This window comes from Baekduia sp. (assembly GCF_035685985.1).
GTDB lineage: Bacteria > Actinomycetota > Thermoleophilia > Solirubrobacterales > Solirubrobacteraceae > Baekduia.
In genome coordinates this window covers 84,498-110,872 of record NZ_DASRZV010000028.1, presented here as the reverse complement: position 1 = coordinate 110,872, position 26,375 = coordinate 84,498, and the positions used below count along the sequence as shown (strand labels likewise).

Below are 26,375 nucleotides of genomic sequence, written 5' to 3'. Positions count from 1 at the left end.
ATGGCCGCGTACATCCTTCGCAGACTTCTCTGGACCGTCCTGCTCCTGCTGGTGATCACGGCGGTCACCTTCGTCATCTTCTACGTCCTGCCCTCGGGCGACCCCGCCAAGCTGCGCGCGGGCCGCTCTCCGAGCCCTGAGACGATCGCCGCGATCCGTCACTCGCTCGGGTTGGACAAGTCCTTGCCGGTCCAGTACTGGGAGTACATCAAGAAGCTGGTCCTGCACTTCGACTTCGGCAACTCCTACGTCAACGACCAGCCGGTCAAGACGCTGATGTTCGACCGCCTGCCCAACACCATGTTCCTGGTGTTCGGCGCGGCCATCATCTGGTTCGTTGCCGGCGTCTTCATCGGCATCGTCTCCGCCGTCGCCCGCGGCTCCTTCTGGGACCGCTTCCTGATGGGCGGGGCGCTGGTCGCGATCTCCGCGCCGGTGTACTGGCTGGGCCTCGTCGCGCTGTACCTGTTCGCCAACGACATCGGCGTGTGGCACGTCTTCCCCGGTGCCGGCGCCTACCAGGACGCGCACGGGTTCTTCCACAAGGCCTGGACGCTGGTCATGCCGTGGCTGGTCCTGTCGGCCGCGTTCGCCGCGATCTACGCGCGGCTGCTGCGCTCCAACCTGCTGGAGACGATGAGCGAGGACTACATCCGCACCGCGCGGGCCAAGGGCCTGCGCGAGAAGCGGGTGATCCTGCGCCACGGCGTGCGGTCGGCGATCACGCCGGTCATCACCGTGCTCGGCCTCGACATCGGCATCCTGATGGGCGGCGCGATCCTCACCGAGACCGTGTTCAACATCGACGGCATCGGCCGTCTGTCCTATGACGCGATCCAGCGCGGCGACGTGTCCACCATCCAGGGCACCACGCTGGTGCTGGCGCTGGCGGTCGCGATCATGAGCCTCGTGGTCGACGTCCTGTACGCGTTCCTCGACCCGCGTGTGCGGTACTAGGCTGAGCTGAGATGGCCGAACCGCTTCTGCAGGTCGAGGACCTTCGCGTCCACTTCGAGACCGAGGACGGCGTCGTCAAGGCCGTCGACGGCGTCTCCTACACCGTCGACGCCGGCAAGGCGCTCGGGATCGTGGGCGAGTCCGGCTCGGGCAAGTCCGTCTCGAGCATGACCGTGATGGGCCTGACCCGCGCGTCCAACGCCCACATCACCGGGCGCATCCTGTTCGACGGCAAGGACCTCCTGGCCGCGTCGGACGACGAGATGCGCGCGGTCCGCGGCGGGCAGATCGCGATGATCTTCCAGGACCCGCTGTCCTCGCTGCATCCCTTCTACCGGGTCGGCGACCAGCTGGTCGAGGCGCGTCGCGTCCACCACGACGAGTCCAAGGCGCAGGCGCGCGACCGCGCGATCGAGATGCTCAGCCTCGTCGGCATCCCGGACCCGCGCCGCCGCGTCGACAGCTACCCGCACGAGTTCTCGGGCGGCATGCGCCAGCGCGTGATGACCGCCATGGCGCTCATCAACGACCCCAAGCTGCTGATCGCCGACGAGCCGACGACGGCGCTGGACGTGACCGTCCAGGCCCAGATCCTCGAGCTGATCCAGAAGCTCCAGCACGAGCTGGACACCGCGGTGGTCATGATCACCCACGACCTCGGCGTGGTCGCCGAGGTCGCCGAGGAGATCGCGGTCATGTACGCGGGCCGGATCGTCGAGAAGGGCCACGCGGACACGATCTTCGCCGAGCCCGAGCACCCCTACACGTGGGGCCTGCTCAACTCGATCCCGCGCCTGGACACGCCGCGCGACCAGGAGCTCGTGCCGATCCCGGGCCGTCCGCCGTCGCTGATCACGCGCCCGCCCGGGTGCTCGTTCGCCCCGCGCTGCCCGTACGTGCGCGAGGCGCACCGGCGCGTCGACCCGGTGCTCGCGTCCGCCGAGGGCGCCGACCACACCGTCGCCTGCCTGCTGCCCTCGCAGACCCGACGCGCGCTCTGGAGCCGACTGCGCGCCGGCGCGTCGCCCGAGGAGGCCAAGGAGGCGGTCAACATCCCCGAGACGCTCTCGGAGTCCGCCCCGAAGGAGGGCGAGGAGGTGACGAGCGCGTGAGCGCCTCGCAGGACACGCTGCTGCAGGTCCGCGACCTGTACAAGCACTTCCCGATCCGCGCCGGGCTGCTCCAGCGCCAGGTCGGGGCGGTCAAGGCCGTCGACGGCGTCGACTTCGACGTCTACCGCGGCGAGACGCTCGGCCTGGTCGGCGAGTCGGGCTGCGGCAAGTCGACGACCGCGCGCCTGGTGACCCGCCTGCTGGATCCGACCGGTGGGTCGATCACGTGGGAGGGCCGGGACATCGCGACGCTCTCGCGCAAGGAGCTCAAGCCCCTGCGCCGCGAGATGCAGATGATCTTCCAGGACCCGTACTCGTCGCTGAACCCGCGCAAGACGGTCGGCACGATCATCGGCGAGCCGTTCATCATCCACGGCGTCGAGACCGACGAGCGCAAGCGCAAGCGGATGGTCCAGGAGCTGATGGAGCAGGTCGGGCTCAACCCCGAGCACTACAACCGCCTGCCGCACCAGTTCTCCGGCGGCCAGCGCCAGCGCATCGGCGTGGCGCGCGCGATCGCGCTCAAGCCGAAGCTGATCGTCGCCGACGAGCCGGTCTCCGCGCTGGACGTCTCGATCCAGGCCCAGATCCTCAACCTGCTGCGCGACCTGCAGAAGGAGCTGGGGCTCACCATCATCTTCATCGCGCACGACCTCTCCGTGGTCCGCCACACGTGCGATCGCGTCGCGGTGATGTACCTCGGGCGGATCGTCGAGCAGGCGACGTCCGACGAGCTGTACGCGCACCCGCGCCACCCGTACACGGGCGCGCTGCTGAGCGCGGTCCCGGTGCCGGACCCGCGGCTGTCGCGCGACAAGCACCGGCAGGTGCTGGGCGGGGACGTGCCGTCGCCGACCAACCCGCCGAGCGCGTGCCGCTTCCACACCCGCTGCCCGAAGTTCGTCGAGGGCACGTGCGACGTGAACGACCCGCCGCTGGAGCTCAAGGACGGCGGGAACCTGGCGGCCTGCCACTTCCCGCTGACCGACGACGAGATCGCTCGTCGCGTCCCGACCGCGGCGGCGTAGGCCCACCGGTTGTCCGACTACCCCGACGCGGTCACGCTGCCGGACTCCGCGCACACCGCGCAGGAGGCGGCGGCGGCGATCGGCGTCGAGGTGGGGGCGATCGTCAAGTCGCTGGTGTTCCTGCGCGGCGACGTGCCGGTGCTGGTGCTCTGCAGCGGCGCGAACATGGTGGACGCCGACGCGCTGGGCCTGGAGCGCGCGAGCGCGAAGGTCGTGCGCGAGGCGACCGGGCAGCCGATCGGCGGCGTCGCGCCCTACGGCCATCCGGCGCCGCTGGAGACGCTCGTCGACGAGGACCTCATGACCCACGACGTGGTCTGGTCGGGCGCGGGCCGCCCGGAGCGGGTCTTCCCGATGTCGCCGATCGAGCTGCTGCGGCGCACCGGCGGGACGCCGGCGCGCGTGCGGGTCCGCGCCTCGGAGTAGCCCTACACCTCGACGTGGGAGCCCATGACGACCGTGCGGTCGTCGGGCAGCCCGAAGTAGGCCACCGGGTTGGACGTGTTGCGCGCCAGCACCATGAACAGGCGCTTGCGCCAGCGGGCCATGCCCGGCGCCTTGGTCGGCAGGATCGTGATCCGAGAGATGAAGTAGGAGACGTCGTGGAGGTCGACGTCGCCCTCCATGTCCTTGGCCGTCCGGCGCAGCATCCGCGGGATGTCGATGTCGTCCATGAACCCGTAGTGCGCGGTCACGTGGACGATGCCGTCGTCGGCGTAGCCGAGGTCGTCGACCGACGCGCGCTGGACCTCGCGGACGTGCGGGACGCGCTCGACGACGACCGAGACGATGACCACGCTCTCGTGCACGACGTGGTTGTGCTCGAGGTTCGCGCGCAGCGCCAGCGGCGTCGTCTCGCGGTTGGCGTTCAGGAAGACGCCGGTGCGCGGCGCGCGGTAGACCGGTGGCTGCGCCGCGTGCACCTCCTCGACGAACGCGCGCAGCGGGCCCTCCAGCTCGGTGCGGTTCTTGGTGATGATCTGGCGCCCGCGCTGCCAGGTGCTCAACACGATGAAGAACCCGGCGGCGATCAGCAGCGGGAACCAGCCGCCGTGGACGACCTTGGGCAGGTTGGCCGCGAAGTACGTCAGGTCGACGAGCAGGAACAGGACCGCGCCCGTGATCGCGACGCGCAGCGAGCGGCCGAACGCGACGTGGACGACGACGAAGAACAGCACGGTGTCGATCGCCAGCGTGCCGGTCACCGCGATCCCGTAGGCGGAGGCGAGGTGCTCGGAGGACTGGAAGCCGAGCACGAGCGCGACGACCGCGACGAAGATCCCCCAGTTGATCGCGGGCGCGTAGACCTGGCCGACCTCCTCGCGAGAGGTGTGGCGGATCGTCACGCGCGGCAGGAAGCCGAGCCGGACGGCCTGGCGCGTGACGCTGAACGCGCCGGAGATCACGGCCTGCGAGGCGATGACCGTCGCGAACGTCGCGAGGATCACGACCGGGATCCGCGCCCAGTGGGGCATCAGCAGGAAGAACGGGCTCTCGATCGCGCCCGGGTCGCGCAGCAGCAGCGCGCCCTGGCCCATGTACTGCAGCAGCAGCGCGGGGAAGACGAGCGCGAACCACGCGCGGCGGATCGGCGCGCGGCCGAAGTGCCCCATGTCGGCGTACAGCGCCTCGGCGCCCGTGACGGTCAGCACGACGCTGCCCAGCGCGATGAACGCGGTGCCGCCGTGCTCGCCCAGGAACGCGAGGGCGTAGGTCGGCGAGAGCGCGCGGACGATCCCGGGATGCTGGACGGTCTCGACCAGCCCGGAGATCGCCAGCACCGAGAACCACAGCGCCATCACCGGCCCGAACGCGCGGCCGACCGCGCCGGTGCCGAAGCGCTGGATCGTGAACAGCGCGGTGAGGATCGCCAGCGTGATCGGGACGACCCAGCCCTCGAAGGACGGCGAGACGATCTCCATGCCCTCGACGGCCGAGAGGACCGAGATCGCGGGCGTGATCATGCCGTCGCCGTAGAACAGCGCCGCCCCGAAGATGCCGAGCAGGATCAGCACGTGCTTGCGCTTGCCCTTGCCCATCGCGACCGCCTGGATCTTGGCGATCAACGCCATGATCCCGCCCTCGCCCTCGTTGTCGGCGCGCATGATCAAGATCACGTACTTGAGCGAGACGATGATCGTGATCGTCCAGAAGACGAGGCTGATGACGCCGTAGACCGTGTTGTGGGTCGGGTGGACGGCGTGGTGGTCGGCGGAGAAGACGCTCTGCAGCGCGTACAGCGGCGACGTGCCGATGTCGCCGAAGACGACGCCCAGCGCGCCGAGCGTCAGCGCGGCGGCGCCGCCGGCGTGGAGGGCCTCGCGGCGGTGGTCGTGCCCGTCGCCGGGCGCGTGCTCAGTCGAGGACGATGCGGACATCGGAAAGCGGTGCGCGCTCGGGGACGCGCTGCTCCTGGCGCCGCGGGCCGAGGTGCAGCAGCGCGATGCAGCGCTCGCCGTCCGGGATCCGCAGCGCGGCCCGGCCGGCGGGCTCGCGCAGGATCGCGGGCGTGCGCCAGTACGCGGCCAGGCCGCGCGCGTGGGCGCCGAGCAGGATCGCGTAGGCCGCCGCGCCGGCGGCCAGCAGGTCCTCCTCGTCGGCGACCGGGTCGTCGGGCGTGGCGACGTAGGCGACCGCGACGAGGGTCGGCGCGCGGTCGAGCTTGGCGGCGCCCTCCGGCCCGACGGCGTCCTTCAGGCGCTGGAGCGCGGCCGGACCGACGACGTAGAAGCGCCAGGGGTTGGTCAGGTGGTGGTTGGGCGCCCAGCGCCCGAGGTCCAGCAGCGCGTCCAGCGTCTCGCGGTCGACCGGCTCCGACCCATAGGCCTTGTGCGTGCGACGCGTGCGGATCGCGGTCTCGACGTCCATCACGGCTCAGGCGTCTCGCCGTCGTCCTCGTCCTCGCCGTCGTCGTCGTACAGCGACTCGCGCGCCAGCTCCTTGCCGCCGCCGGTGAAGACCGCGACCTCCAGCGTGTCGCCGCGGTAGTCGTCGGGCGCCAGCAAGGTGAAGCGGTTCTCGATCAACACGCACTGGTCGACGGTCAGGCCCGCCAGCTCGGCGGTGGCGATCGCGACGCGGTCGACGACCGGCGTGCCCCAGACCAGCGTCATCGCCGCGAGGTTGCCCTGCTCGCCGCGCCAGCCGCCGACGACCTCGTCGCAGACGTCGATCTTCCAGTCCGGGTTGTTCTCCGCGGTCTCCTCGGTCCAGTCCGCGGTGGCGGCGAAGTGGTCGGGCTCCTGGCCGTCCTCGACCGCGGGCGCGAACGAGACCACGCCGTACAGCTCCAGCCCGCTGGACGTGCGGCAGGTCGCGGGCACGTACGTCCGCCCGCCCCAGGTCCGGTCCGGGAACCACACGATGTCGCCGGGATCGCCGACCTCGTCCTCGATCCGCAGGCACGCGGCCAGGAACTCCTCGCGCAGCTGGTCGGCCCACCGGCCGTAGGGCAGCAGCTCCTGCGGGGGCTCGGCGGCGAAGCGGGGGACGAACCGATCCTCGGGCGGCATGGCGGGGACCTTAGAAGGTCTCTCGGAATGCCGTTACGCGGTCGCCTCGATCTCCAGCATCAGCGTCACCGGACCGTCGTTGACCAGCTCGACCTCCATGTGCGCCCCGAACGCTCCGCCCTGCGCGCCCAGGCGCGCGCGGAAGCGCTCGTAGAGCGGCTCGGCCCGCTCGGGGCGGGCGGCGGCGACGAAGGCGGGGCGGTTGCCCTTGCGGGCGTCGCCGTAGAGCGTGAACTGCGAGACGACCAGGATCTCGCGGTCGCGCAGCGACTCGTTCATCTTGCCCTCGGCGTCCTCGAAGATCCGCAGCGCGGCGACCTTGTCGGCCAGGCGGTCGGCGACCGCCTCGTCGTCGGCGTGCGTGACGCCGAGCAGGACGAGCAGGCCCGGGCCGATCGCGCCGATGGTCCGGCTCTCGACGGTGACCGAGGCGCGGGACACGCGCTGGACGAGGGCTCGCATCAGACGAAGGGTGCCAGCGCCAGCGCCGCGACCACGACGAGCGTCGTCGACCACGCGATCGCGGCGGCGGCGAGGCGGAGGTCCAGGCCGTAGAGGTGGCCGACGACCAGCGAGTTGATCCCGGAGGCCATCGCGGCCTGCACGAGGTAGGCGTCGGGCACGGACGTCGTCAGGGCGCTGAGGCCCGCCATCAGCGCGGGCGCGGCGGCCATGCGCAGCACGAGCGAGGTCCCGACGGCGGGCGTGAGCGGCGGCGGGAAGCGCAGCGTCCCCTGCTCGCGCTCGCCCATCAGGTTGACGCCGAGGATGAAGAAGCCGAGCGGCAGCAGCGCGTAGGCGGCGGCGAACTTGGCGGTGTCGTAGAGCGCGTCCGGGACGGCGCGGTCAGGCAGGGCCAACCCCACCAACAACGCCCAGAGCACCGGGTTGCGGGTCAGGAACGTGCGCAAGCGCTCGCGCGGCGACCCGCCCGCCTCGGTCCCGAACGTGGCGCCGACCGCGAAGCCCACGAGGTAGAGCATCACCTGGCTGACCAGCGTGTCCCAGGCGATCGCGGGCGCGAGCGCGTCGTGGCCGAGCAGCGCGGCGTTCAGCGGGATCCCCAAGTACCCCGTGTTGGCGAGGATGACCGTGAGGATCAGCGCGCCGGTCGACGGGCGCGGCAGCCGCAGCACCTTCGTGCCCAGGACGTAGGCCAGGGCGCCGACGATCGCCAGCTCGGCGTACCCGAGCACGATGCCGAACCCGACGCCGCCGCCGAGGTGCAGCCGCGCGACGACGAAGAGCGTGATGAACGGCAGCAGGCACCAGACCATCACCTCGATCAGCCGCTTGGAGAACGCGACCGCGCCCGCCCGCCAGCGGTGCTCGGCCGCCACGCCGACCACGGTGGAGGCCAGGATCGCCAGCGCGACCAGGATCACGTCAGGTGCTCGCGCAGCTGCGCGGCGGCGTCCTCGGGCGAGACGATGTTCAGCCCCACGCCGACGCCCAGCTCCAGGCCGGCGAGGTGCGTCAGGCGGGGCAGGACGTCGATCCGCCAGCAGAAGCGCTCGGCGCCCGCGGGCGCGGTGCGGACCCAGAGGTTCAGCGGCGGCTGGAAGCCCAGAAGCGCGTTGTAGGCCTTGAGCGCGCGGTGCAGCAGCGCGGCGCCGAGCGGGCCGTCGTCGTCGAAGCGCGCCCGCGGCCGCCGGGGCGCGAGCATGAGCTGGTAGGGCACGCGCGCCGCGTACGGGCTGAGGAGGATCGCCTCGTCGTCGATGGCGACCATCCGCGCGCGCTGGCGCACCTCCTCGCCGACGAGGTCCTGCAGCAGGTTGCCGCCCATCGTGCGCGTCGCGTGGGCGGTGAAGCGCTCGCGCTCGCGGGCGACCTGCGCCGGGACGAAGTCCAAGGCGTACACCTGCGCGTGGGTGTGGGGCAGCGAGGCGCCGCCCTCGGCGCGCTCGTTGACGATCACGTGGACGTAGGCGGCCCCGTCGTCGTGGTGGGTCCGCGAGCGCTGCCGCCAGACCTCCATCGCCTCGGCGACCTGGGCGGGCGTCAGGTCGGCCAGCGACGTCACCGCGTCGGGCGCGTTGACCACCACCTCGTGCACGCCGCGCGCGGCGGTCGCGGTGAAGAGGTCGGGCGCGTGCGAGCGCTCGGGGTCCGGCGAGGCGTCGTCCAGCGCGGGGTAGAGGTTGGGCACGACGCGCACGCGCCAGGCGCTCGTGCCGGCGCCCTCGTCGCGCAGGGCGAAGACCTCGGGCGGCGTGCGGTCCTCGTGGCCCGGCGCGAACGGGTCGCTCTCGGGATCGATCGGCGCCGCGTCGCCGGCCGCGATCGGCCATCCGCCGGGACGCCCGGCGCGGCCCGTGGCGATGATCGTCTTCAGGCCGGTGAGCGGGTCGACGCGGACCTCAGACAAGGGCCTTCACCATCGTGCGGTGCAGGATCCCGCTGCCGTCGTCGAAGTCCTCGCCGACCGCGGCATAGCCGGACCGCTCGTACAGCGGCATCGCGGTGACCTGCGCGTCGAGGACCATCCGCGTCGCGCCGTCCGTGCGGGCGCGCTCCTCGCAGGCCGCGATCATCCGGGACGCCAGGCCGCGGCGGCGGGCGGACGGGAGCACGGCGAGGCGCCCGAGGCGCGCGGTCCCGTCGCCCGCGCCGTCGTCGGCGAACACGCGACAGGTCGCCACCGGCGTGCCGTCGTCCTCGAGGACCAGCAGGTGCTCGGCCTCGGCGTCGCGGGCGTCGAACTCCTCCACCGGCGGGATCTCCTGCTCCTCCACGAACACCGCGCGGCGGATCGCCATCGCCGCGGCGCGGTCCTCGTCGCCGGTCGCGGTGCGCAGGATCACGAGGCGGTGCGCATCGCGTAGCGCCGGATGTCGCGCTCGAACGCGCCGGCCGTCGCGTACGACCCCTGGTGGACGTAGGCGACCTTGCCCTTGGCGTCGTAGTAGAGCGTCGTCGGGAAGCTCTGGCCGATGCCCAGCTTCTGGGCCACGTGCGCGTTGCGGTCCACGTAGCTGGGATAGGGCACCGGGAACTGCGACAGGAACGTGCGCGCGGTGGCGTCGTCGTCGCTGGCGTCCAGGCCGACGAAGGCGACCTGCTTGCCGAGCTTGGTCGAGGTCTCCTGCAGCACCGGGAACTCCGCGCGACACGGGCCGCACCACGACGCCCACTTGTTGACCACGATCGGATGGCCCTTCAGCGCGTCGATCTGGTCGGAGAAGGTCTTCTGGGCGTCGGGCACCAGCGTGCTCGCCTTGGCATGCAGGGCGGCCAGGGGCGCCGGCGCGCCGGCCAATCGGCGCTGGGCGGCCGCGAGGTCGAAGTGGTTGGCCTTCGGCGCCTTGTTGTCGCCCTTCGTCTGCGTGAGGCCGATCGCCACGAACGCCACCACCGCCAGCGCGCCCACGATCCAGGAGAGGCGGCGTCGGTCCATACCCGACAGGGTGGCAGGTTTCTGGGTGTCGGCCGTCCGATCCGGTATCCTTGCCTCACGAGGCGAGGGTCAGCTGCTGGTGACAGGGAGGTTCCCTCGCTTCCTCCCCACGGTCCCCTGGTGAGGACCGCCTAGCGCACGTCCGCCGCTTTGGTCTGATCGCGGACGCTTCTCAGTAGAGCGAGTAGCCAATCTATGGCTGAGCCCACGACGGCCGTCGAGGCCGCACCCGTTCCCGATCCCACCCTCGTCGCGAAGGCGGAGGCGTTCACCCGTGAGCGCTTCGTCCACGAGGGCGAGGACGCGGCCTCCGCGCTGGCCCCCGGCAGCGCGCGGCGACGCGCGTTCGACGCGGCGCTGGCCGAGATCGAACGGGGCGAGAAGGTGCCCTCGACGAAGTGGCGGCGCCGCTACGCGCTGCTGCTGGGCCTGGAGCGCGTGCTGTCGGAGGACGAGCCGGTCCTGGCCGACGGGACGCACCTCAACCCGCACCAGGTCGACGCGCTCTCGGGCACGCTGGTCGCGCTGCTGGCCCGCACGCAGCGCGCGCTGGACGCGAGCGGCGCCGAGGCCGAGGCCGCCGCGCCGGTGCTCGCCGTCGAGGAGGCGCCCGCGCCGGAGCCCGACCCCGCCGCCGAGGCGTCGGCCGAGCCCGACCACGACGAGCCGGACCTCGAGGACGACGAGGACGACGAGCCCGAGGACCGCACGCCGGTCGACGTCGAGATCGAGGGCCTCGAGGACGACGACGAGGACGAGGAGGAGCCGCCGTCGGAGGAGGAGTCCTACGACGACGAGGCCGAAGAGGACGTCGACGAGGACATCGAGGAGGGCGCGGCCGACGACCCCAACGCGGGCAAGCGCTTCTGGTTCGAGCACGCGACCGGCGCTGGCAAGACGGTCGCCGCGATGGGCTTCGTGGAGGCGTCGCGCACCGGCGGCGTCCTGATCCTCACCCACCGGCGCAACCTGGTCGACCAGTTCCTCGGCGAGCTGCACACGCGCGGCTACGGCAAGCGCGAGAGCCCGCCGCTGCTGGACGGCGAGGGCACGGGCCGCACCGACGGCCCGGTGACGGTCGAGACCTATCAGTGGTTCGTCCGCAACGCGGGCCGGATCTCCGACGCCTACACGATCGTCATCTGCGACGAGGCGCACACGGCGCTGGGCGACAAGACGTCGGCGGCGATCCGCGCCTGGACGGGCCCGATCTTCGTCGGCATGACCGCGACGGGCGCGCTGATCGCGCGGCACGTCACGGACCTCTTCCCGACCCAGACCTCGCGCTTCGACCTGGCGCAGGCGGCGCGGCGCGGCGTGATCGCGCCGCTGCGGTCGATCCGGATCCCGCCGGGGCCGGGCGTGCGCACGATCGCCAAGGTGCCGTTGCGCAAGGGCGAGGTCGACGTCGAGTTCGACCAGGAGATGCTGGCCGAGCTGCTGGACCAGCTGCCGTTCAACCTGGCGATCGCCGACCTCTACAAGACGCGCTTCAACGGCGTGCCGGGCGTGGTCTACGCCGCGGGCGTGCGCCACGCGATGAACGTCGCGGAGGCGTTCCGCGAGGTCGGCATCAAGGCGATGGGCGTGTCGGGGGAGACCCCGAAGCGCGAGCTGGCCGAGATCCTGGCCAAGTACGAGCGCGGCGAGATCGACGTGCTGGTCAACGCGCAGCTGCTGGCCGAGGGCTGGAACTCGCCGCGCGCGACCATCTGCATGCACTTGGCGCCGACCGCGTCCAAGCGCATCTACCAGCAGCGCGTGGGCCGCGTGACGCGTCGGCACCCGGGCAAGGAGTCCGGGATCGTCGTGGACTTCGTCCACCCGGCGACGCGCCACGACGACCCGGTCGTGACGCTGCACTCGCTGCTCGATCGTGACGTCTACCGCGGCGGCGCGATCGTCGTCGGGCCGGTGCGGCGCGGCCGCGGGCGCCGCGTGCGCGTGGAGCGGCGCGTGATCCCGGTCACCGCGGATCCGGATCGGCGGATCGAGGTCTTCGAGCGCGAGCTGTGGCGCATCGCCGTCGAGTTCCTGGACTACGGCGAGCAGGTGCAGTGGGCGGCGCTGGCGGGCGCGCGGGTCGCGCCGTCGGGCTGGCGGCGGGCCCGGGCGATGTTGCACTTCGACAAGAGCGGCGAGCTGAAGCGCTCGTTCCTGCTCACCGCCGTCGAGCGCAACAAGAACTCGCAGCTGCGGCTGCGCGCGCTGCAGGAGATCGCGCAGTCGCGCGACGCCGACGCGTTCGAGCGCGCGGTGGACGTCGTGCGGCTGTGGTCGCGCGACGAGCGCCGCGAGGGCGTCAAGGTGTTGTTGCAGGCCTTGGCCGAGCGCCGCATCGGCCGCCGCGACCAGGCCTCGCACTGGATCTGGGATCTCGCGGACATGACGCGCGAGGTCCACGAGGAGTACGCGGTCCAGCGCTGGCCCGAGACGAAGCGGTTGTTGGGGCTGTTGGTCAACTCGTCCGGCGGCGCCCACGCGCGCAACGCGCGGCGGCTCGTCCACGCGGCGCGCAAGCAGGACCGGCGGTTGAGCGCCGCGCTGCTGGCCGCCGCGGTCGCGCACACGCCGGAGGCGATGGAAGTGGTGCGCGGCGCCCGGACGCGGATGGCGCGCAAGCCGTCCGCGCTGTCGCGCGAGTTGTTGAGGAACTTCCCGAAGCGCAAGAACCGCTCGCGCCGCCGGCGCGGCAAGAAGGGCGACGGGCAGGTCGAGACGCCGCGGGTCGAGGCCGCCGTCGCCGCCGCCACGGTGGACGGCGAGGGCGCGGTCGAGCAGGCGGAGGGCGCGGCCGTCGCCGCCGGTGCTGCGGCCGCCGACGGGTCGACGGGCGAGCAGCAGCCGCGGAAGAAGCGCCGCCGGTCGCGCCGCAAGTCGGCTGCCGCGCGCGCGGCGGAGGCCGCGGGGAACGCGGAGGTCGCGGGGAACGCCGAGGCTGCCGGGAGCGTGGAGGCCGCCGCGAGCGCCGAGGGCGACGGGTCGTCCGACGCGGCGGCCGCGGGTCGGCCGCCGGTCGACGACGAGGAGGCGGCCCGCGGCATCGAAGCCGCCGCCGCGCTGCTGGCGGGGCGGGGCATGCCGGTCGCGCCGCCGCGCGAGGCCGCCGACGCCGGTCCGGAGGAGGAGGCGCCCAAGCCCGCGCGCCGCCGCCGGACGCCGGCGAAGGCCGAGGCCGTCGCCGAGGAGGCCGTCGCGTCCGAGCCCGTCGCCGACGAGGCGCCCAAGCCCGCGCGGCGTCGCCGCACGCCGACGAAGGCGCCGGTCGTCGAGGAGCCCGCCGTCACGCCGGAGCCGGCGGCCGCGGAGGACGAGGCGCCGAAGAAGCCCGCGCGTCGCCGCACGGCGAAGGCCGCGCCGGAGGCCGAGGCTGTCGCGGAGGAGGCGCCGAAGCCGGCGCGTCGCCGGACGACCAAGAAGGCCACCGACGCTGAGGAGGTCGCGCCGGAGGCCGAGGCGGTTGCGGAGGAGGCGCCGAAGCCGGCGCGTCGCCGGACGACCAAGAAGGCCGCCGATGCCGAGGCGGTCGCGCCGGAGGCCGAGGTGGTTGCGGAGGAGGCGCCCAAGCCGGCGCGTCGCCGGACGGCCAAGAAGGCCGCTGATGCCGAGGCGGCCGCGGAGGAGGAGGCGCCGAAGCCGGCGCGTCGTCGCACGGCCAAGAAGGCCGCTGATGCCGAGGCGGCCGTGCCGGAGGCCGAGGTGGTTGCGGAGGAGGCGCCGAAGCCGGTGCGTCGCCGGACGGCCAAGAAGGCCGCCGACACCGAGGCGGTTGCGGAGGAGGCGCCCAAGCCCGCGCGTCGCCGCACGGCCAAGAAGGCCGCCGACGCCGACGCCACTGCGGAGGACGAGGCGCCCAAGCCGACGCGCCGTCGCACGACGGCCAAGAAGGCCGAGGACGCCGCCGACGAGGCTCCCAAGCCCACGCGGCGCCGCACCACCAAGAAGGCCGACGCTCCCGCCGCCGACGACGCCGCCGAGAAGCCCAAGCGGACCCGGCGCGCGCCGGTCAAGGCGGCCGCGCCGGAGCAGTTGACGCTCGACGAGGCGGCGGCGGAAGCGCCCAAGGCGCGGCGGTCGCGGCGGAAGGCCGACGACGATCAGCTCGACGACGCCGCCTGAGCAGGGCTCCAGGCCCGAGCCGGCGGAGCGCCTGGCTCCGGCGGCGCGGTGGTTCTGGACCCTGGAGATCGGCGCGTCGGGCGCGGCCGCCACGGTCGCCGCGTTCCTCGTCGGGGCGGCACTGCGCGATCAGGACGGCGTCTGGCACACGCTCGGGGCGATCGTCCCGTGGGCGGCGCTCGCGGCCGCGGTCGTCCTCACGCTCGCGGTGCCCACGCTGTGGGCCCGACGCTGGCGCTGGCGCCTGGACGACGAGGAGCTGGACCTGCGCCACGGCCTGCTCACCGACGTCCGGACGATCGTGCCGGTCGCCCGCATCCAGCACGTCGACGTCCGCCGCACGCTCTGGGCGCAGATGGCCGGCGTGGCCTCCGTCGTGGTCCACACGGCGGCGGGCAAGACCGAGCTTCCGGCGCTCACCGAGCACGACGCGGCGCGGGTCCGCGACCGGCTCGCCGGGCTGATCCGCACGCCCGATGACGAGTGACGCCGCGCCACCGCCGTCGCCTCTGCCGCTCGCGATCGGCCCGCGGCGCCTGCACTTCGCCGCCGCGGTCGGCGAGGCGCTCGGCGCGCTGCGCGACGTCGCGGTCCCGCTGCTGATCGGCCTCGTCGTCCGCGGCACCGGCAGCTCCACCAGCGCGATCCTGATCGGCCTCGCCGGCGCGCTCGGCGCCGCGGTCATCGGCACGATCCGCTGGCAGGCGACGTCCTACGCGGTCACCGACCGTGCCCTGCACTTCAAGTCCGGGGTCTTCTCGCCCGACGAGACCGTCGTCCCGCTCCAACGCATCCAGGCCGTCGACACGGTCACCGGCCCGGTTCAGCGGCTCTTCGGCGTCAGCGGCCTGCACGTGCAGACGCCGGGCGGCGGAGAGGACGGCGACGTCGTCCTCCCCGCGCTGTCGCGCCGCGCCGCCGCGCGCCTGCGCGCCGCGCTCGGGCACCCCGACACGGGCACGGCGGGCCTGCACGTCCGCCTGACCGCCGGCCGCCTGGTGGCCGCCGCGCTGACCTCGCCGCAGCTCGGCGTCCTGCTGCCGGTCGTCGGCGGTGCCTTCGGGCTGCTGCAGAGCTCGAGCATGGCGGAGGGCGTGCGCCTGCTGCGCGACATCGACACCTGGCACCAGGTGCTCGTCGCGCTCGCGCTCCTCCTCGCGGCCGCGTTCCTGGTGTCCTTCCTCGGCGCGCTGATCGCCTTCTCGGGCTTCGAGGTCCGCATGGTCGACGATCGCCTGCGCATCCGCCGCGGCTTCTGGGAGCGCCGCGCGGTGTCGGTCCCGCTGGCGCGCATCGACGGCGTCCAGATCGTCTCCAGCCCGCTGCGTCGCCCCTTCGGCCTGGTCGCCCTGCGCCTGGAGGCGACCTCGCTGGGAGAGCGCGAGGCCGTCGGCCGCACGCTCTTCCCGCTGATGCGCCAGGACGAGGTCGGCCCGTTCCTCGCGCGGGTCGCGCCGGAGCTCGCCGGACCACTGACGACCACCGAGCGCCCACCCCGCCGCGCCCTGCGCCGCTTCCTCACCGCCCGCGTCGCGATCGCCCTCGCGCTCTCGGCCGTCCTCGTCGCCCTCGCCCCCTCCGCCTGGCCCGCCGCGCCGGCCCTGATCGCCATCGCCATCGTCTTCGGGATCGACGCCTACAACCTGGCTGGCCTCCGCGTCGACGGCCCCCGCGTCGTCCTGCGCACCCGCCGTCTCGGCTCCCGCGTGACCCTCATCGCCCGCCGTCGCCGCCTCCAATCCCACGCCCTCAGCCGCACGCCCTTCCAACGCCACGCGGGCCTGGCGACGCTGGCCGTCACGGTGGCGCGCGGCACCCGCGTGCACGTGCGCCACCTCGAACGCCCGCCGGCGCGGCGGGCGTTCGACGAGTTGTAGGTCTCGCGCTGGCGGCGCGGCCGCGCCCGCCCCGGGTCATCCCCTCAGGCGCCGTCGGCCGCCGCGATCACCGCGAGGTCCGCTGCAGCCACGCCAGCGCGCGCGGCACGCCGGCGAACATGGAGGGGAAGTGGTCGAGGTGGCCGAGGTCGACGACGCGCGGGCGCGCCCCGTGCGCGGCGAGGGCGTCGGCGCAGGCGGTCGAGTCGTTGTAGGCGACGGCCGAGTCGGCGCGGGCCGCGAAGAGCGCCATCCGGGCGCGCGGCGCCCAATCGCAGACCGCGTCGGCGTCGCGCAGCGCGGTCAGCAGCGGGCCGCTCGGGGCGCGCAGCCGCGCGAGCGCCGTCGGCGTCAGCAGCCGGGTGACGCGCGACGGCATCGCGCCGAGGATCGCCCCGTCGGCGTGGCGGCCGTCGAAGAGTCGCGCCAGCCGGGCCGCGTAGGGCGGCGCGAACGCGGTGGCGGGCGCCGGCTGGAGGCCCGGGTACACGCGCCCCCACGCGAACAGCAGGTTGGCGACGTTCAGCCCGGAGATGCGCCCGTCGAGACGGCCGTCGAGGATCGCCGGCAGCTCGACCTGCTCGAGCGCCAGCGGACCGGAGATCGAGGCGACGGCCCGGACGCCGAGCGCGGGGTCGGCGCCCTGCTCGATCGCGCGGTCCAGCGCGAGCGCCGCGTGGCCGCCCTGGGAGAACCCGACGACGTCCAGGCGCCCGTCCAGCGTGCGGCCCCGGGAGCGTGCGAACACCCGGGCGGCGCGCACGGCGTCCAGCGACGCGCTGGCCTCGGTCGCCGCGTGCAGGTAGGTCGTCGACCCCGCGCCCGAGCCGAGCCCGAGGTAGTCCGGCGCGACCACCGCGTAGCCCGCGCCGGCGAACAGCATCGCGGCCTGGGCGGCGTAGTTGTCCAACCCGCTCGACGGCGCGTCGGACCGGCGGACGAGCGTGCCGTGCTCGTAGGCGAGGGTGCGCAGCCGGCGGCGGTGGTCGCGCGGGAGGACGAGCAGCGCGGACGCCGTCGTCGGCGTCCCGGCCGCCGTGACGGTCGCGTACCGCAGGCGGTAGGCGAGCACGCCGCGGCGCGGGCGCGGCGTCGGGAAGTCGGCCTTGCGCAGCAGCTCGGCGGTCGCGGGACGGGTCAGGTGGGCGACGGGCGTGGCGTCGACGAGGGGGAGGATCGGCATGGCCGGAACGGTCGCAACGATCGACCCCATCAACTACGGGGCACGCCCCAGGACGGCCCTCCGCCTTCCCACCGGGGCAGCCTCCAGGAAACCCGACCTCGGCCTTCGCTCCTCGCGCACGCCCCGGCGCCGGCGCCGGAGGTCAGGCGTACGACCCGCCGCCGGTCACGCTCGCGTGGGCGTGGCCCGCGTAGACGGTGCCGGTGACGCGGAAGGCCTTGCGCGGCGTGCGCAGCGCGGCGATGCCGGAGACGAGGCGGACCTGCACCTGCTTGACGCCGGTCGGCAGGCCGGTGACGCGCAGGAAGGCGCGGGCGCCGGGCGTCAGCTGGACGCGGATGCCATCCCGGGCCAGCGCGGCGGCGTAGCCCTTCAGGGTGTAGGTCTTGATCCGCCGGCCGTTGTCGCCCAACAGCACCAACGCGCCGATCCGCCGTCCACGCAGCGCGCGTGGGAGCGAGGCCTTCACGTTGCTGCTGCTCGTCACCGCGACCTTCGTGAGGTCGGGGCCGCCGCCGCGCTCGATCGCCGACTGGAAGTTGAAGAGCGACGCCCCGCGGGCCTTCGGCACGTCGGGGAAGAAGCCCGCCGGCTGGCAGTCGGTGGCGGTCAGCGCGAAGCTCGTGGTCGCCGGCGCGCCGCCGCCCCGCGGCGTGACGCTCACGGTGATCGTGTGGTCGCCGGCCGGCATCCGCTTCGACGAGCCCGACTGCGCCGACCACTGAAACGGCGCGCGGTCGTCGGTGCGCTTCACGACGCCGTCCAACGCCCAGGTGACCGACGCGACGTTGGCCAGGTCGGCGCGCGGCCCGCGGACGCTGAACGAGAAGAACAAGCGGTTGCGCGCCAGCAGCCCGCCGTAGGGATCGCGCGCGACGAGCTTCGTACCCGGGATCGGGTGCTCGACGCGCGCGTGCGGCGCCCACAGCGGGCAGTCGGCGGGCGGCGGAGCGCTCGTGGCGGCGGCCGCGGCGGGGAGGACGAGCGCGGCGGCGGCGGTGGCGGCGAGAAGCGGGAGACGGGCCATGATGAACACCGAACGAGCCCGCGGGCCTTCGCGTTACGGCCTCCGCGCCAGGTGGACCTCGCCCGCGTGCAGCGCGGTCGTCGTCCCGTCGGGCCGCTCGACCACGAGGTGGCCCGCGTCGTCCACGCCGCGCGCCACGCCGGAGCCCGCGCCTCGGCCCTCGCCCCACGCCACCGGCTCGCCGAGCAGCGCGTCGCGCGCCCGCCACGCGGTCAGGACCTCCGCGTCCGGCGCCCCTAGCGCGACGTCCAGGTGCGCGAGCAAGGCCATCAAGAACGGCTCGACGTCGCCCACCCCGCGCCCCAGCGTCCCGGCCCGGTCGCGCAGCTCCTCCGGCAGGTCCTCGACCGCCACGGCCACGTTGACGCCGATGCCGAGCACGGCCCAGCCCTCGTGCGGCCGGCCCTCGGCCAGGATCCCCGCGACCTTGCGCCCGTCCAACACCACGTCGTTGGGCCACTTGATCATGGCCTCGCTCCCGCACGCGCGGGCGACGGCCACCGCGGCGGCCAGCGTCACCAGGCCGGACGACAGGCCCTCGCGCACGACCATCGACATGGCCAGCGCCGTGCCCGGCTGCGTGGTCCACACGCGGCCCTGCCGGCCGCGCCCCGCGGTCTGCTCGGCGGCGGTCACCAGCGCCCCGTGCGGCGCGCCCGCCAGCGCCCGCTCGCGCGCGACGTCGCTCGTCGACCCGGCCGACGCCAGGTGCAGGCGCGGCACGCCGATCATCGCGGCCGGATCCGCAGCTCGTCGTCGCGCGCGACGCCCAGCAGCTCCCGCGCGGACCCGCGGTTGACCGCCAGCGCCAGCGTCCGGTAGGCGTCCTCGTAGAGGATCAGCTCGCCGGCGGGCACGTCGGCGAACGTCGTCGCGTAGACGCCCGGCCGCCCGTTGACCTCGACGCCGTGCCCGAGCCGGAAGCCCGAGCCGGTCAGCTCCGCGTGCTCGACGTCCAACATGATGTTGCCGAAGCGGTCGAAGCCGACCGCGTGCGCGTACAGCTCGCCGTCCTCGTCCAGGAACGCCAGCGGCATGTCGAGCCGGACGATCTCGTCGGCGTCGATCGGGTCGCCCGCGTCGGCCAGCTCGGCGCCCGCCGCCAGGTGCGCGGCGACCGGCGCGAAGATGTCGCGCCCGTGGAACGTCGCGCTGACCGGCTCCAGCCGGTGCGGCGACCGCGCCACGTCGACGACCTCGGCGATCCCGCCGAAGCGCTGCGCGGCCAGCGACAGCAGGCCGTTGTCGGGCCCGACGAGGATCCGGTCCTCCTCGGTGGTCTTCAGCGCGATCCCGCGCCGCGCGGTCCCGACGCCCGGGTCGACGACCGCCAGGTGCACGCCCGGCGCGCTGAACGGGAGCGCGCGGCGCAGCACCATCGCGGCGGTGCGCACGTCGTGGCGGTCCAGCCCGTGGGTGAGGTCGACGATGCGCGCGCCGGGCGCGATCCGCGCCATCACCGCGTGGCAGACGCCGACGAAGTCGTCTTCGAGGCCGTAGTCGGACAGGAACGTGATCGGTCGCGCCATGCGCCCCTGAGGCTATCCGGCATGCGCGCGTCGGCGTGCGCCCGGACGCGCGCGGACCGATCGCGCGGAACTCCCCCGCCCGGGGGATGGGCGCCGCCGGACGCGCGGCCGACCTCTCGGGCCATGAAGCTCTCCATCCGCGGCAAGCTGATCCTCAGCTCGCTGACCGTCATCGCGCTGTGCGCGATCGGCTCGCTCGTCGCGATCGGGCACCTCGGCGACGTCAAGACGTCGGGCAAGGCGCTGCACGACGAGGCCTACACGCCGACGGTCAACTCGATCTACGTCATGGCGCTGGCCAAGGACCTCCAGCTCCAGCACATGACCTATCGGCGCGTGGTCGCCGAGGTCGGTCCCGTGGAGGCCGCCAAGACCAAGGAGTTCAAGACGCTCCTGGCCGCCACCGCCGCCGACCAGAAGGCGCTGGCCGGCGCGGTCAAGCTGCTCGACGGCGCGCCCGCCTCCGAGCGCAAGACGGTCGCCCAGGTCAAGGCCGCGGTCAAGGACTACAACGCCGCGCTGGCGGCCGCCGGGTCCAAGGAGACCACGAAGCTGCCGCCGGCCGAGCAGGCCAAGGTCATCGCCAAGATCCCGCTCGCCGCGCACCGGCTCGAGCTGGTCGCCGGGCGGTTCACGCAGGCCTCCGACAAGTTCGCCCAGGACTCCGAGAACCACATCGACGACACCTACGCGTCGGGTCGCGCCGCCATCCTCGTCACGCTGTTGATCGCGGTCCTGGCCGGCGTCCTGATCTCGTTCCTGGTCGCCAACCGCATGGCCAAGCGCATCGGGATCGTCGTCGAGCGCCTCGCGATGCTGCGCGACCGCTGCGCCACCGAGCTGCGCGAGGGCCTCAACCGCTTCGCCCAGGGCGACCTGACCCAGGACGTCCAGCCGTCGACGCCGGCGCTGCACGACCTCGGCACCGACGAGATCGGCGACCTCGCCCGCGTCGCCGAGGCCCTGCGCGAGAACACGGTCGCCTCGGTCAACTCCTACAACGACTCGCGCGCCGCGCTGACCGGGATGATCGGCCGCGTCTCGGCGTCGGCCCGGACGCTGAGCGACGCCTCCGAGCACCTCGCGGGCTCGTCCAAGGACGCCGGCCGCGCCGTCTCGGAGATCGCCTCGGCGGTCGACGACGTCGCCTCCGGCGCCGAGCGCCAGGTCCAGGCCGTCGACGGCGCCCGGCGCATGACCGGCGAGATGGTCGAGGTCGCCCGCTCGTCGGCGATCACGGCCGGCCAGACGACGCAGGCCGCCGACGCCGCCCGCGCGGTCGCCTCCGAGGGCGCCGCCGCCGTGGCCCAGGCCACCGACGCCATGGTCGCCGTCCGCGAGGCCTCCGCGCAGGCCACGGGCGCGATCCGCGAGCTGGGCGCCAAGTCCGAGCGGATCGGCGGGATCGTCGTCGCGATCACCGGCATCGCCGAGCAGACCAACCTGTTGGCCTTGAACGCCGCCATCGAGGCGGCCCGCGCCGGCGAGCAGGGTCGCGGCTTCGCCGTCGTGGCCGAAGAGGTCCGCAAGCTGGCCGAGGAGTCGCAGTCGGCCGCCGCGTCGATCGCCGAGCTGATCGGCCAGATCCAGTCCGAGACCGGCCGCGCCGTCGAGGTCGTCGAGGCGGGCGGCGCCCGCACCGACGAGGGCACCCGGACGGTCCAGCAGGCGCGCGACGCGTTCGAGCGCATCAACGGCCAGGTCGAGGAGATGGGCGCGCGCGTCAACGAGATCGCGACCGCCGTCGAGCAGCTGTCGGAGACCTCGGCGCGGATGGACGCCGAGATCGGCGAGGTCGCCGCGGTCTCCGAGCAGACCTCCGCCGCCACGCAGCAGGTGTCGGCCTCGACGACCGAGACCTCCCACGCCGCTCAGGCGATCGTGGGCTCGGCGGGCACGCTGGCCGACACGGCGAGCGAGCTGACCCGCCTGGTCGGCGAGTTCACGCTGCCGGAGGCGTAGCCGCCGCGGCCGCCACGAGGGCGTCCACGAGGCCGGCGGGCGTGTGCTCGGTGGCCTCGACGTCCGGCTCGAGGCCCTGCTCGCGCAGGGCCTCGGTCGTGATCGGGCCGATCGAGGCGAGCTTGATGCCGCTCTCGCGAACGGCCGCCGCGCCGCCCGCCGCGGCGCAGAAGAAGCGGGCCGAGGACGCGCTGGTGAACGTCGCCCAGTCGGCGCTCAGCGCGCGGTCGCGCGTGCGCGGGTCGAGCTGCTCGGCGACCGTCACGTAGGGCTCGATCACCGTCACGTCGGTGCCGCGGTCGGTCAGCGTGGCGCGGATCACGTCGCGGCCGCCGCGGGCGCGGACGACCAGCGCGTGCTCGACCTCGAAGCCCGCGACCAGCTCGGCCAGCGACTCGCCGACCGCCTTCTTGGGGATGAAGTCCGGCTCGACGCCGTGGGCGCGGACCGCGTCGGCGGTGCCCGGCCCGATCACCGCGACCGCGATCCCGTGCAGCGCGCGGGCGTCGCGGTGGGTGGCCTTCAGCTCGGCGAAGAAGCGGTGCGCGCCGTTGGGCGACGAGAAGACCAGGAGGTCGACCTCGCCGAGGTCCGGGACCGCGAAGGCCAGCGCCTGCGGGACGATCACGGCGGCCTCGACGACGCGCGCGCCGAGGTCGCGCAGCGAACGCGCCAGCCCGGAGGCCTGCGCGCGCGGGCGCGTGACGGTGACGCTGACGTTCCCCAGCGGGCCGCGGCCCAGCCAGGCGAGGTCCTCGCCCAGCGCGGCGACCGGGCCGACGATCGTCACCGACGGCGGCTTGACCTCGGCGGCCGCCGCCAGCTCGGCGATCGTGGCCAGCGTGCCGGAGACCGAGCGCTGGTCGGGCAGCGTGCCGCGCTCGACGATCGCGACCGGCTCGTCGGGCGAGCGGTCGCCGGCGACGAGCTGCTCCGCGATCCGCGGCAGCGCGCGGACGCCCATGTAGAACACCAACGTGCCCGGGAAGGCCGCGAGCGCGGGCCAGTCGATCTGCGTGTCCGGCTTGCTCGGGTCCTCGTGCCCGGTGACGAACGCGACCGCCGCCGACATCCCGCGCTGCGTGACCGGGATGCCCGCGTAGGCGGGGCCGGCGATGCCCGCGGTGACGCCGGGGACGACCTCGAAGGGGATGCCGTGCTCGCGGCAGACCTGGGCCTCCTCGCCGCCGCGCCCGAAGACGAACGGGTCGCCGCCCTTGACGCGGACGACCAGCTTGCCCTCCTGCGCGTGGCGGGTCAGCAGGCGCTGCGTCTCCTCCTGGGGCACCTGCTCGCCGCCGCCGACCTTGCCGACGTCGAGCTTGAGCGCGTCCGCGCGCGCGCCGTCCAGCGCGGTGGCCGGGATGAGCTTGTCGTACAGGATGACGTCGGCGGCCGCGATGGCCTCCAGCGCGCGGACGGTCATCAGGCCCGGGTCGCCCGGGCCCGCGCCCACGAGGATCACCCGGCCGGTGGTGGCGTTCACGCTCATGAAGAGGGCTCCCCGGCCTGCTCGGCCGCGCGGGCGAGCAGGTCGCGCGCGCCCATCGAGACCAGCCGCTCGACGATCAGCCGCGCGGCCTCGTCGCCCGGTCCGCTGACGGTCACGCTGTCGCGCAGCCAGGCCGAGCCGTCCGGCATCCCGACGAACGCGTGCAGGGCGAGGCCGTCGTGATGGACGCCGACCGGCGTGTCGCACGTCGCCTCCAACGCCTCGACCACGAACCGCTCGGCGCGCAGCGCGGCGTCGGTGTCGGCGTCCACGATCCCCGACGGGATCGCGCGCCCCTCGACGGCCAGCGCGCCCTGCCCGGGCGCGGGGACGAAGACGCTCGCGTCCAGCAGCGCGCCGATCTCCTCCTCGCGGCCGAGGCGTCGCAGCCCGGCGGCGGCCAGGATCAAGGCGTCGCACGCGCCCTCGCGCAGCTTGCGCAGGCGCGTGTCGACGTTGCCGCGCAAGACCACCACCTCGAGATCGCCGCGGACGGCCAGCAGCTGCGCGCGGCGGCGCAGCGACGCCGTGCCGACGCGCGCGCCCTCGGGCAGCTCGTCCAGCGAGCCCGCGCCGATCAGCGCGTCGCGCGCGTCCTCGCGGCCCAGCACGGCGGCCAGCTTCATGCCGTCGCGCAGCAGCGACGCGGCCGGGACGTCCTTGGCCGAGTGCACCGCCAGGTCGATCTCGCCACGCTCCAGCGCGTCCTCGATCGTGTCGATCCAGCGCGCCTTGTCGGGTGGGTGGGTCCGAATTCCGCGGTCTCCCGACGTGGTGATCTCGACGATCTCGGCCGCGGCCTCGCCGCCCAGCGCGTCGCGGACCGCGCGCGCCTGCACGAGCGCCAGCGCGCTGCCGCGGGTCCCGAGCCTCACCGAGAGGACGCGCCGCGACGGCGCAGGGGACGCACATCTGCCGCGGACGCATCGTCGGCGGCCCGCGGCACCTCCGGCACGCCCTCGGCCAGCCCGAACAGCTCGCGCGCGAACTGGACGCGGCCGTGGCCGCCGTCGCGCTCGACGGACTTCAACCGGATCGTCGGCTCGTGCAGCAGCCGCTGCATGACCGACTTGGCGAGCGCCTCGATGCGGGCGCGGTCGCGCGGGGAGGCGGACTCCCAGCGGCCGGCGTTCTCGGCCAGCACCTGCTCGACGATCCCGTCGCCGTGCTCGCGCAGGGCGGCGATCGTCGGCATGACGTCGAGCTGGCCCATCCAGCGGGCGAAGCGCTGGATCTCGTCCTCCACGACGCCCTCGGCCTGGACGCGCTCGGCCTCGCGGACCTCGCGCGTGCGGTCGACGACGTTCTGCAGGTCGTCGATGTCGTACAGCGTGACGCCGTCGAGCTCCGCGCAGGCCGGGTCGACGTCGCGCGGCACGGCGATGTCGACCAGCAGCAGCGGCGCGCCGTCGCGCTCGCGCATCACGACCGCCAGCTCGTCGACGCCGATGATCGGGTGCGGCGAGGCGGTGGAGGAGACGACGATGTCGGCCTCCACCAGGCGCTGGGGCAGGTCGTGCAGCGAGGAGACCGAGCCGCCGAAGCGCTCGGCGATCGAGCGGGCGCGGTCGGCGTGGCGGTTGGCGACGAAGATCGTGCGCACGCCCTCGTCGGCCAGCGCCTGGGCGGTCAGCTCGGAGGTCTCGCCGGCGCCGATGATCACGACGTCGCGCCGGGCCAGGTCGGGGCCCATGATGTCGGTCGCGAGCTTGACGGCGACGGACGAGACGCTCGCGCGGCCCTCGCCGATCGCGGTCTCGCTGCGCACGCGCTTGCCGGTCTGCAGCGCGGCGGTGAAGAGGCGGTTGGTCAGCGGGCCGGTCGTCCCGGCCTCCAGCGCGGCCTCGTAGGCGCGCTTGGCCTGGCCCTGGATCTCGGCCTCGCCGACGATCATCGACTCCAGGCCGGAGACGACGCGGTAGAGCTGGCGCGCGGCGTCGCAGTTGCGCGGCGCGTAGAGCGCGTCGGCCAGCTCGGTCGGGCGCGTTCCGGCGCGCTGGGCCAGGCGGCCGAGCAGCTCGGTCTCGGCGGCGACCGGGTCGCCGACCAGGTAGATCTCGGTGCGGTTGCAGGTCGAGATCGCGACGGCCTCGCGGACCGCCTCGGTGGCGACGAGGTCCCGGCAGAGCTGCTGCTGCTCCTTGACGGTCAGGGCGAGGCGCTCGCGGACGGCGACCGGCGCGGTCTTGTGCGAGATGCCGAGGCAGAGAAGCTCGCCGCTGCCGCTCACGCCGGCGTCTCCTCGCGATCCCGTTGGCCCGCCGCCGCCGGCGCCGCCGCCGCCGCGCGGTCGGCCAGCTCGTCGATCTCGACGACCTCGCGCTGGATGTTGATCAGCTTGTAGGCCATGATCCCGACGTAGATCAGCACGATCGCCAGGAACACGAGGTAGGCGGCCGCGACGTAGCCGGCGTTGTCGGGGAGGGTGGTCGAGGCGAGCATCTAGGGAACCTGCAGTTCAGGGGCCGCGGAGCGGCGGGCACGGGCGCCGTCGTCGTCGGCCAGCTTGCGCTTGAGCGAGCGGAGGCGGGCGACGGTGGTCTTGTGGGCGATCTCGTACTCGAACAGGAACCAGTAGAGGAACGCCATGCCGACGATGCACACCAGGAACGCGGTGGCCATGTGGCCCGGCAGGTTGCCGGCGCGGTCGAAGGTGCGCGGGTGGACGGTCGCCGTGGCGGCACGCACGGCGGCGAAGTTCAGGGGCACGAACGCGCCGGCGGTGATCGCGAAGACCGAGGCGTAGCGCGCCTGCTTCTCGCGGTCCTCGATGCTGAAGCGCAGCGGCGTGTAGGTCGCGTAGAGCAGGAAGACGATCAGGAACGAGACGAGCGTCGGCTCGTCCCAGACCCACCAGTGGCCCCACGACGCCTTGGCCCAGATCGCCCCGGTCAGCAGCACGCCGACGCCGAGGATGACCGAGATGTGGATCGCGACGTAGGAGCGCAGGTCCCACTTGGAGTCGCCGGTGCGCAGCTGCGCGATGGCGAAGATCCCGCCCAGGACGAACCCGACGAGCGCGACGATCGCCATCGGCACGTGCAGGTAGAAGATCTTCTGGATGAAGCCCTGGTCGGCGTCCATCGGGGCGTAGAACGCCGCCAGCGCGAACCCGCCGATCAGGGTGATCACCGTGAGGACGGACAGCGTGCGAAGGCGGGTACCGGACATCTCTTT

The 26,375-nt window shown here is 73.9% G+C and carries 25 protein-coding genes; 8 read left to right on the top strand and 17 right to left on the bottom strand.

Annotation, left to right across the window (positions count from 1 at the left end; genetic code table 11):
• From VFG42_RS18200 to VFG42_RS18185, 4 genes are read left to right on the top strand one after another with little or no spacing between them, the layout of a single operon-like run.
• Positions 1–957 carry an ABC transporter permease gene (locus VFG42_RS18200; RefSeq protein WP_324910196.1) on the top strand — a complete coding sequence of 319 codons (957 nt, stop codon included), beginning with the start codon at positions 1–3 and terminating at the stop codon, positions 955–957.
• Positions 958–968: 11 nt separating this feature from the next.
• Positions 969–2,069: an ABC transporter ATP-binding protein gene (locus VFG42_RS18195; RefSeq protein ID WP_324910195.1), complete on the top strand. Its 1,101-nt coding sequence runs from the start codon at positions 969–971 to the stop codon at positions 2,067–2,069.
• Positions 2,066–3,097, top strand: a complete 1,032-nt coding sequence (locus tag VFG42_RS18190) for a dipeptide ABC transporter ATP-binding protein (RefSeq protein WP_324910194.1) — start codon at positions 2,066–2,068, stop codon at positions 3,095–3,097. Before VFG42_RS18195 ends, VFG42_RS18190 begins: the two co-directional genes overlap by 4 nt.
• Before the next feature lie 9 nt (positions 3,098–3,106).
• Positions 3,107–3,523: a YbaK/EbsC family protein gene (locus tag VFG42_RS18185; protein ID WP_324910193.1), complete on the top strand. Its 417-nt coding sequence runs from the start codon at positions 3,107–3,109 to the stop codon at positions 3,521–3,523.
• A 2-nt stretch (positions 3,524–3,525) separates the two neighbouring features.
• Here the strand turns inward: VFG42_RS18185 and VFG42_RS18180 are convergent, their stop codons facing one another.
• Genes VFG42_RS18180 through VFG42_RS18145 form a run of 8 tightly spaced genes read right to left on the bottom strand, consistent with a single transcriptional unit; the run spans position 3,526 to position 10,009 of the window.
• Positions 3,526–5,475: a potassium transporter Kup gene (locus tag VFG42_RS18180; protein WP_324910192.1), complete on the bottom strand. Its 1,950-nt coding sequence runs from the start codon at positions 5,473–5,475 to the stop codon at positions 3,526–3,528.
• The gene (locus VFG42_RS18175; protein WP_324910191.1) at positions 5,453–5,965 is read right to left on the bottom strand and encodes a nitroreductase family protein; all 513 of its coding nucleotides are present in this window, start codon (positions 5,963–5,965) and stop codon (positions 5,453–5,455) included. The genes VFG42_RS18180 and VFG42_RS18175 overlap by 23 nt, the downstream gene beginning before the upstream one ends.
• Positions 5,965–6,609 carry a hypothetical protein gene (locus tag VFG42_RS18170; RefSeq protein ID WP_324910190.1) on the bottom strand — a complete coding sequence of 215 codons (645 nt, stop codon included), beginning with the start codon at positions 6,607–6,609 and terminating at the stop codon, positions 5,965–5,967. The genes VFG42_RS18175 and VFG42_RS18170 overlap by 1 nt, the downstream gene beginning before the upstream one ends.
• Before the next feature lie 33 nt (positions 6,610–6,642).
• Positions 6,643–7,071, bottom strand: a complete 429-nt coding sequence (gene dtd / locus VFG42_RS18165; protein ID WP_324910189.1) for a D-aminoacyl-tRNA deacylase — start codon at positions 7,069–7,071, stop codon at positions 6,643–6,645.
• On the bottom strand, positions 7,071–7,994 hold the full coding sequence (locus tag VFG42_RS18160) for an AEC family transporter (protein WP_324910188.1): 924 nt from the start codon (positions 7,992–7,994) through the stop codon (positions 7,071–7,073). The genes dtd and VFG42_RS18160 overlap by 1 nt, the downstream gene beginning before the upstream one ends.
• Complete coding sequence (locus tag VFG42_RS18155; protein WP_324910187.1) at positions 7,991–8,980, bottom strand: galactose-1-phosphate uridylyltransferase; 990 nt, start codon at positions 8,978–8,980, stop codon at positions 7,991–7,993. Before VFG42_RS18155 ends, VFG42_RS18160 begins: the two co-directional genes overlap by 4 nt.
• On the bottom strand, positions 8,973–9,416 hold the full coding sequence (locus tag VFG42_RS18150; RefSeq protein WP_324910186.1) for a GNAT family N-acetyltransferase: 444 nt from the start codon (positions 9,414–9,416) through the stop codon (positions 8,973–8,975). Before VFG42_RS18150 ends, VFG42_RS18155 begins: the two co-directional genes overlap by 8 nt.
• Positions 9,413–10,009 (bottom strand): TlpA disulfide reductase family protein, encoded by a 597-nt coding sequence (locus VFG42_RS18145; RefSeq protein WP_324910185.1) that lies wholly within the window; start codon positions 10,007–10,009, stop codon positions 9,413–9,415. Before VFG42_RS18145 ends, VFG42_RS18150 begins: the two co-directional genes overlap by 4 nt.
• A gap of 195 nt (positions 10,010–10,204) precedes the next feature.
• On the opposite strand from VFG42_RS18145, the gene VFG42_RS18140 reads away from it, so the two are divergent.
• The 3 genes from VFG42_RS18140 (at position 10,205) to VFG42_RS18130 (ending at position 16,005) form a co-directional block, all read left to right on the top strand.
• Positions 10,205–14,128: a DEAD/DEAH box helicase family protein gene (locus VFG42_RS18140; RefSeq protein ID WP_324910184.1), complete on the top strand. Its 3,924-nt coding sequence runs from the start codon at positions 10,205–10,207 to the stop codon at positions 14,126–14,128.
• Between the two features lie 208 nt (positions 14,129–14,336).
• Positions 14,337–14,615: a PH domain-containing protein gene (locus VFG42_RS18135; protein WP_324910183.1), complete on the top strand. Its 279-nt coding sequence runs from the start codon at positions 14,337–14,339 to the stop codon at positions 14,613–14,615.
• Entirely contained in the window at positions 14,605–16,005 is a 1,401-nt protein-coding gene (locus VFG42_RS18130; RefSeq protein ID WP_324910182.1) for a PH domain-containing protein, read from the top strand. The genes VFG42_RS18135 and VFG42_RS18130 overlap by 11 nt, the downstream gene beginning before the upstream one ends.
• A 67-nt stretch (positions 16,006–16,072) precedes the next feature.
• Here the strand turns inward: VFG42_RS18130 and VFG42_RS18125 are convergent, their stop codons facing one another.
• From VFG42_RS18125 to VFG42_RS18110, 4 genes are all read right to left on the bottom strand, one after another.
• A complete protein-coding gene (locus VFG42_RS18125) occupies positions 16,073–17,188 on the bottom strand; it encodes a lipase family protein (RefSeq protein ID WP_324910181.1) in 1,116 nt (371 codons plus the stop codon).
• Positions 17,189–17,330: 142 nt separating this feature from the next.
• Positions 17,331–18,215, bottom strand: a complete 885-nt coding sequence (locus VFG42_RS18120) for a hypothetical protein (RefSeq protein WP_324910180.1) — start codon at positions 18,213–18,215, stop codon at positions 17,331–17,333.
• A 33-nt stretch (positions 18,216–18,248) separates the two neighbouring features.
• Positions 18,249–18,947, bottom strand: coding sequence for a biotin--[acetyl-CoA-carboxylase] ligase (locus VFG42_RS18115; RefSeq protein WP_324910179.1), 699 nt, complete (start codon positions 18,945–18,947; stop codon positions 18,249–18,251).
• Positions 18,944–19,744, bottom strand: coding sequence for an SAM-dependent chlorinase/fluorinase (locus VFG42_RS18110; RefSeq protein WP_324910178.1), 801 nt, complete (start codon positions 19,742–19,744; stop codon positions 18,944–18,946). The genes VFG42_RS18115 and VFG42_RS18110 overlap by 4 nt, the downstream gene beginning before the upstream one ends.
• 123 nt (positions 19,745–19,867) lie before the next feature.
• Here VFG42_RS18110 and VFG42_RS18105 point away from each other — a divergent pair, with 123 nt between their 5' ends.
• Positions 19,868–21,706 (top strand): methyl-accepting chemotaxis protein, encoded by a 1,839-nt coding sequence (locus VFG42_RS18105; RefSeq protein WP_324910177.1) that lies wholly within the window; start codon positions 19,868–19,870, stop codon positions 21,704–21,706.
• Here the strand turns inward: VFG42_RS18105 and cobA are convergent.
• The 5 genes from cobA to VFG42_RS18080 are packed head-to-tail and all read right to left on the bottom strand — an operon-like array spanning position 21,687 to position 26,369.
• Positions 21,687–23,198, bottom strand: coding sequence for a uroporphyrinogen-III C-methyltransferase (gene cobA, locus VFG42_RS18100; RefSeq protein ID WP_324910176.1), 1,512 nt, complete (start codon positions 23,196–23,198; stop codon positions 21,687–21,689). The genes VFG42_RS18105 and cobA overlap by 20 nt on opposite strands.
• Positions 23,195–24,073 (bottom strand): hydroxymethylbilane synthase, encoded by an 879-nt coding sequence (gene hemC, locus VFG42_RS18095; protein WP_324910175.1) that lies wholly within the window; start codon positions 24,071–24,073, stop codon positions 23,195–23,197. The genes cobA and hemC overlap by 4 nt, the downstream gene beginning before the upstream one ends.
• Complete coding sequence (hemA, locus tag VFG42_RS18090) at positions 24,070–25,428, bottom strand: glutamyl-tRNA reductase (RefSeq protein ID WP_324910174.1); 1,359 nt, start codon at positions 25,426–25,428, stop codon at positions 24,070–24,072. The genes hemC and hemA overlap by 4 nt, the downstream gene beginning before the upstream one ends.
• Entirely contained in the window at positions 25,425–25,640 is a 216-nt protein-coding gene (locus tag VFG42_RS18085) for a hypothetical protein (RefSeq protein WP_324910173.1), read from the bottom strand. The genes hemA and VFG42_RS18085 overlap by 4 nt, the downstream gene beginning before the upstream one ends.
• Complete coding sequence (locus VFG42_RS18080) at positions 25,641–26,369, bottom strand: cytochrome c biogenesis protein (protein ID WP_324910172.1); 729 nt, start codon at positions 26,367–26,369, stop codon at positions 25,641–25,643. It lies immediately after the preceding gene.
• Between the last annotated feature and the right edge of the window lie 6 nt (positions 26,370–26,375).

What these genes read in the sequence shown, in the direction of transcription:
- VFG42_RS18200 (WP_324910196.1), top strand. Translation starts at nt 1, where the DNA reads ATGGCCGCGTACATCCTTCGCAGACTTCTCTGGACCGTCCTGCTCCTG.
- VFG42_RS18195 (WP_324910195.1), top strand. Translation starts at nt 969, where the DNA reads ATGGCCGAACCGCTTCTGCAGGTCGAGGACCTTCGCGTCCACTTCGAG.
- VFG42_RS18180 (WP_324910192.1), bottom strand. Translation starts at nt 5,475, where the DNA reads ATGTCCGCATCGTCCTCGACTGAGCACGCGCCCGGCGACGGGCACGAC.
- VFG42_RS18175 (WP_324910191.1), bottom strand. Translation starts at nt 5,965, where the DNA reads ATGGACGTCGAGACCGCGATCCGCACGCGTCGCACGCACAAGGCCTAT.
- VFG42_RS18170 (WP_324910190.1), bottom strand. Translation starts at nt 6,609, where the DNA reads ATGCCGCCCGAGGATCGGTTCGTCCCCCGCTTCGCCGCCGAGCCCCCG.
- dtd (WP_324910189.1), bottom strand. Translation starts at nt 7,071, where the DNA reads ATGCGAGCCCTCGTCCAGCGCGTGTCCCGCGCCTCGGTCACCGTCGAG.
- VFG42_RS18145 (WP_324910185.1), bottom strand. Translation starts at nt 10,009, where the DNA reads ATGGACCGACGCCGCCTCTCCTGGATCGTGGGCGCGCTGGCGGTGGTG.
- VFG42_RS18140 (WP_324910184.1), top strand. Translation starts at nt 10,205, where the DNA reads ATGGCTGAGCCCACGACGGCCGTCGAGGCCGCACCCGTTCCCGATCCC.
- VFG42_RS18130 (WP_324910182.1), top strand. Translation starts at nt 14,605, where the DNA reads ATGACGAGTGACGCCGCGCCACCGCCGTCGCCTCTGCCGCTCGCGATC.
- VFG42_RS18125 (WP_324910181.1), bottom strand. Translation starts at nt 17,188, where the DNA reads ATGCCGATCCTCCCCCTCGTCGACGCCACGCCCGTCGCCCACCTGACC.
- VFG42_RS18120 (WP_324910180.1), bottom strand. Translation starts at nt 18,215, where the DNA reads ATGGCCCGTCTCCCGCTTCTCGCCGCCACCGCCGCCGCCGCGCTCGTC.
- VFG42_RS18115 (WP_324910179.1), bottom strand. Translation starts at nt 18,947, where the DNA reads ATGATCGGCGTGCCGCGCCTGCACCTGGCGTCGGCCGGGTCGACGAGC.
- VFG42_RS18110 (WP_324910178.1), bottom strand. Translation starts at nt 19,744, where the DNA reads ATGGCGCGACCGATCACGTTCCTGTCCGACTACGGCCTCGAAGACGAC.
- VFG42_RS18105 (WP_324910177.1), top strand. Translation starts at nt 19,868, where the DNA reads ATGAAGCTCTCCATCCGCGGCAAGCTGATCCTCAGCTCGCTGACCGTC.
- cobA (WP_324910176.1), bottom strand. Translation starts at nt 23,198, where the DNA reads ATGAGCGTGAACGCCACCACCGGCCGGGTGATCCTCGTGGGCGCGGGC.
- VFG42_RS18085 (WP_324910173.1), bottom strand. Translation starts at nt 25,640, where the DNA reads ATGCTCGCCTCGACCACCCTCCCCGACAACGCCGGCTACGTCGCGGCC.
- VFG42_RS18080 (WP_324910172.1), bottom strand. Translation starts at nt 26,369, where the DNA reads ATGTCCGGTACCCGCCTTCGCACGCTGTCCGTCCTCACGGTGATCACC.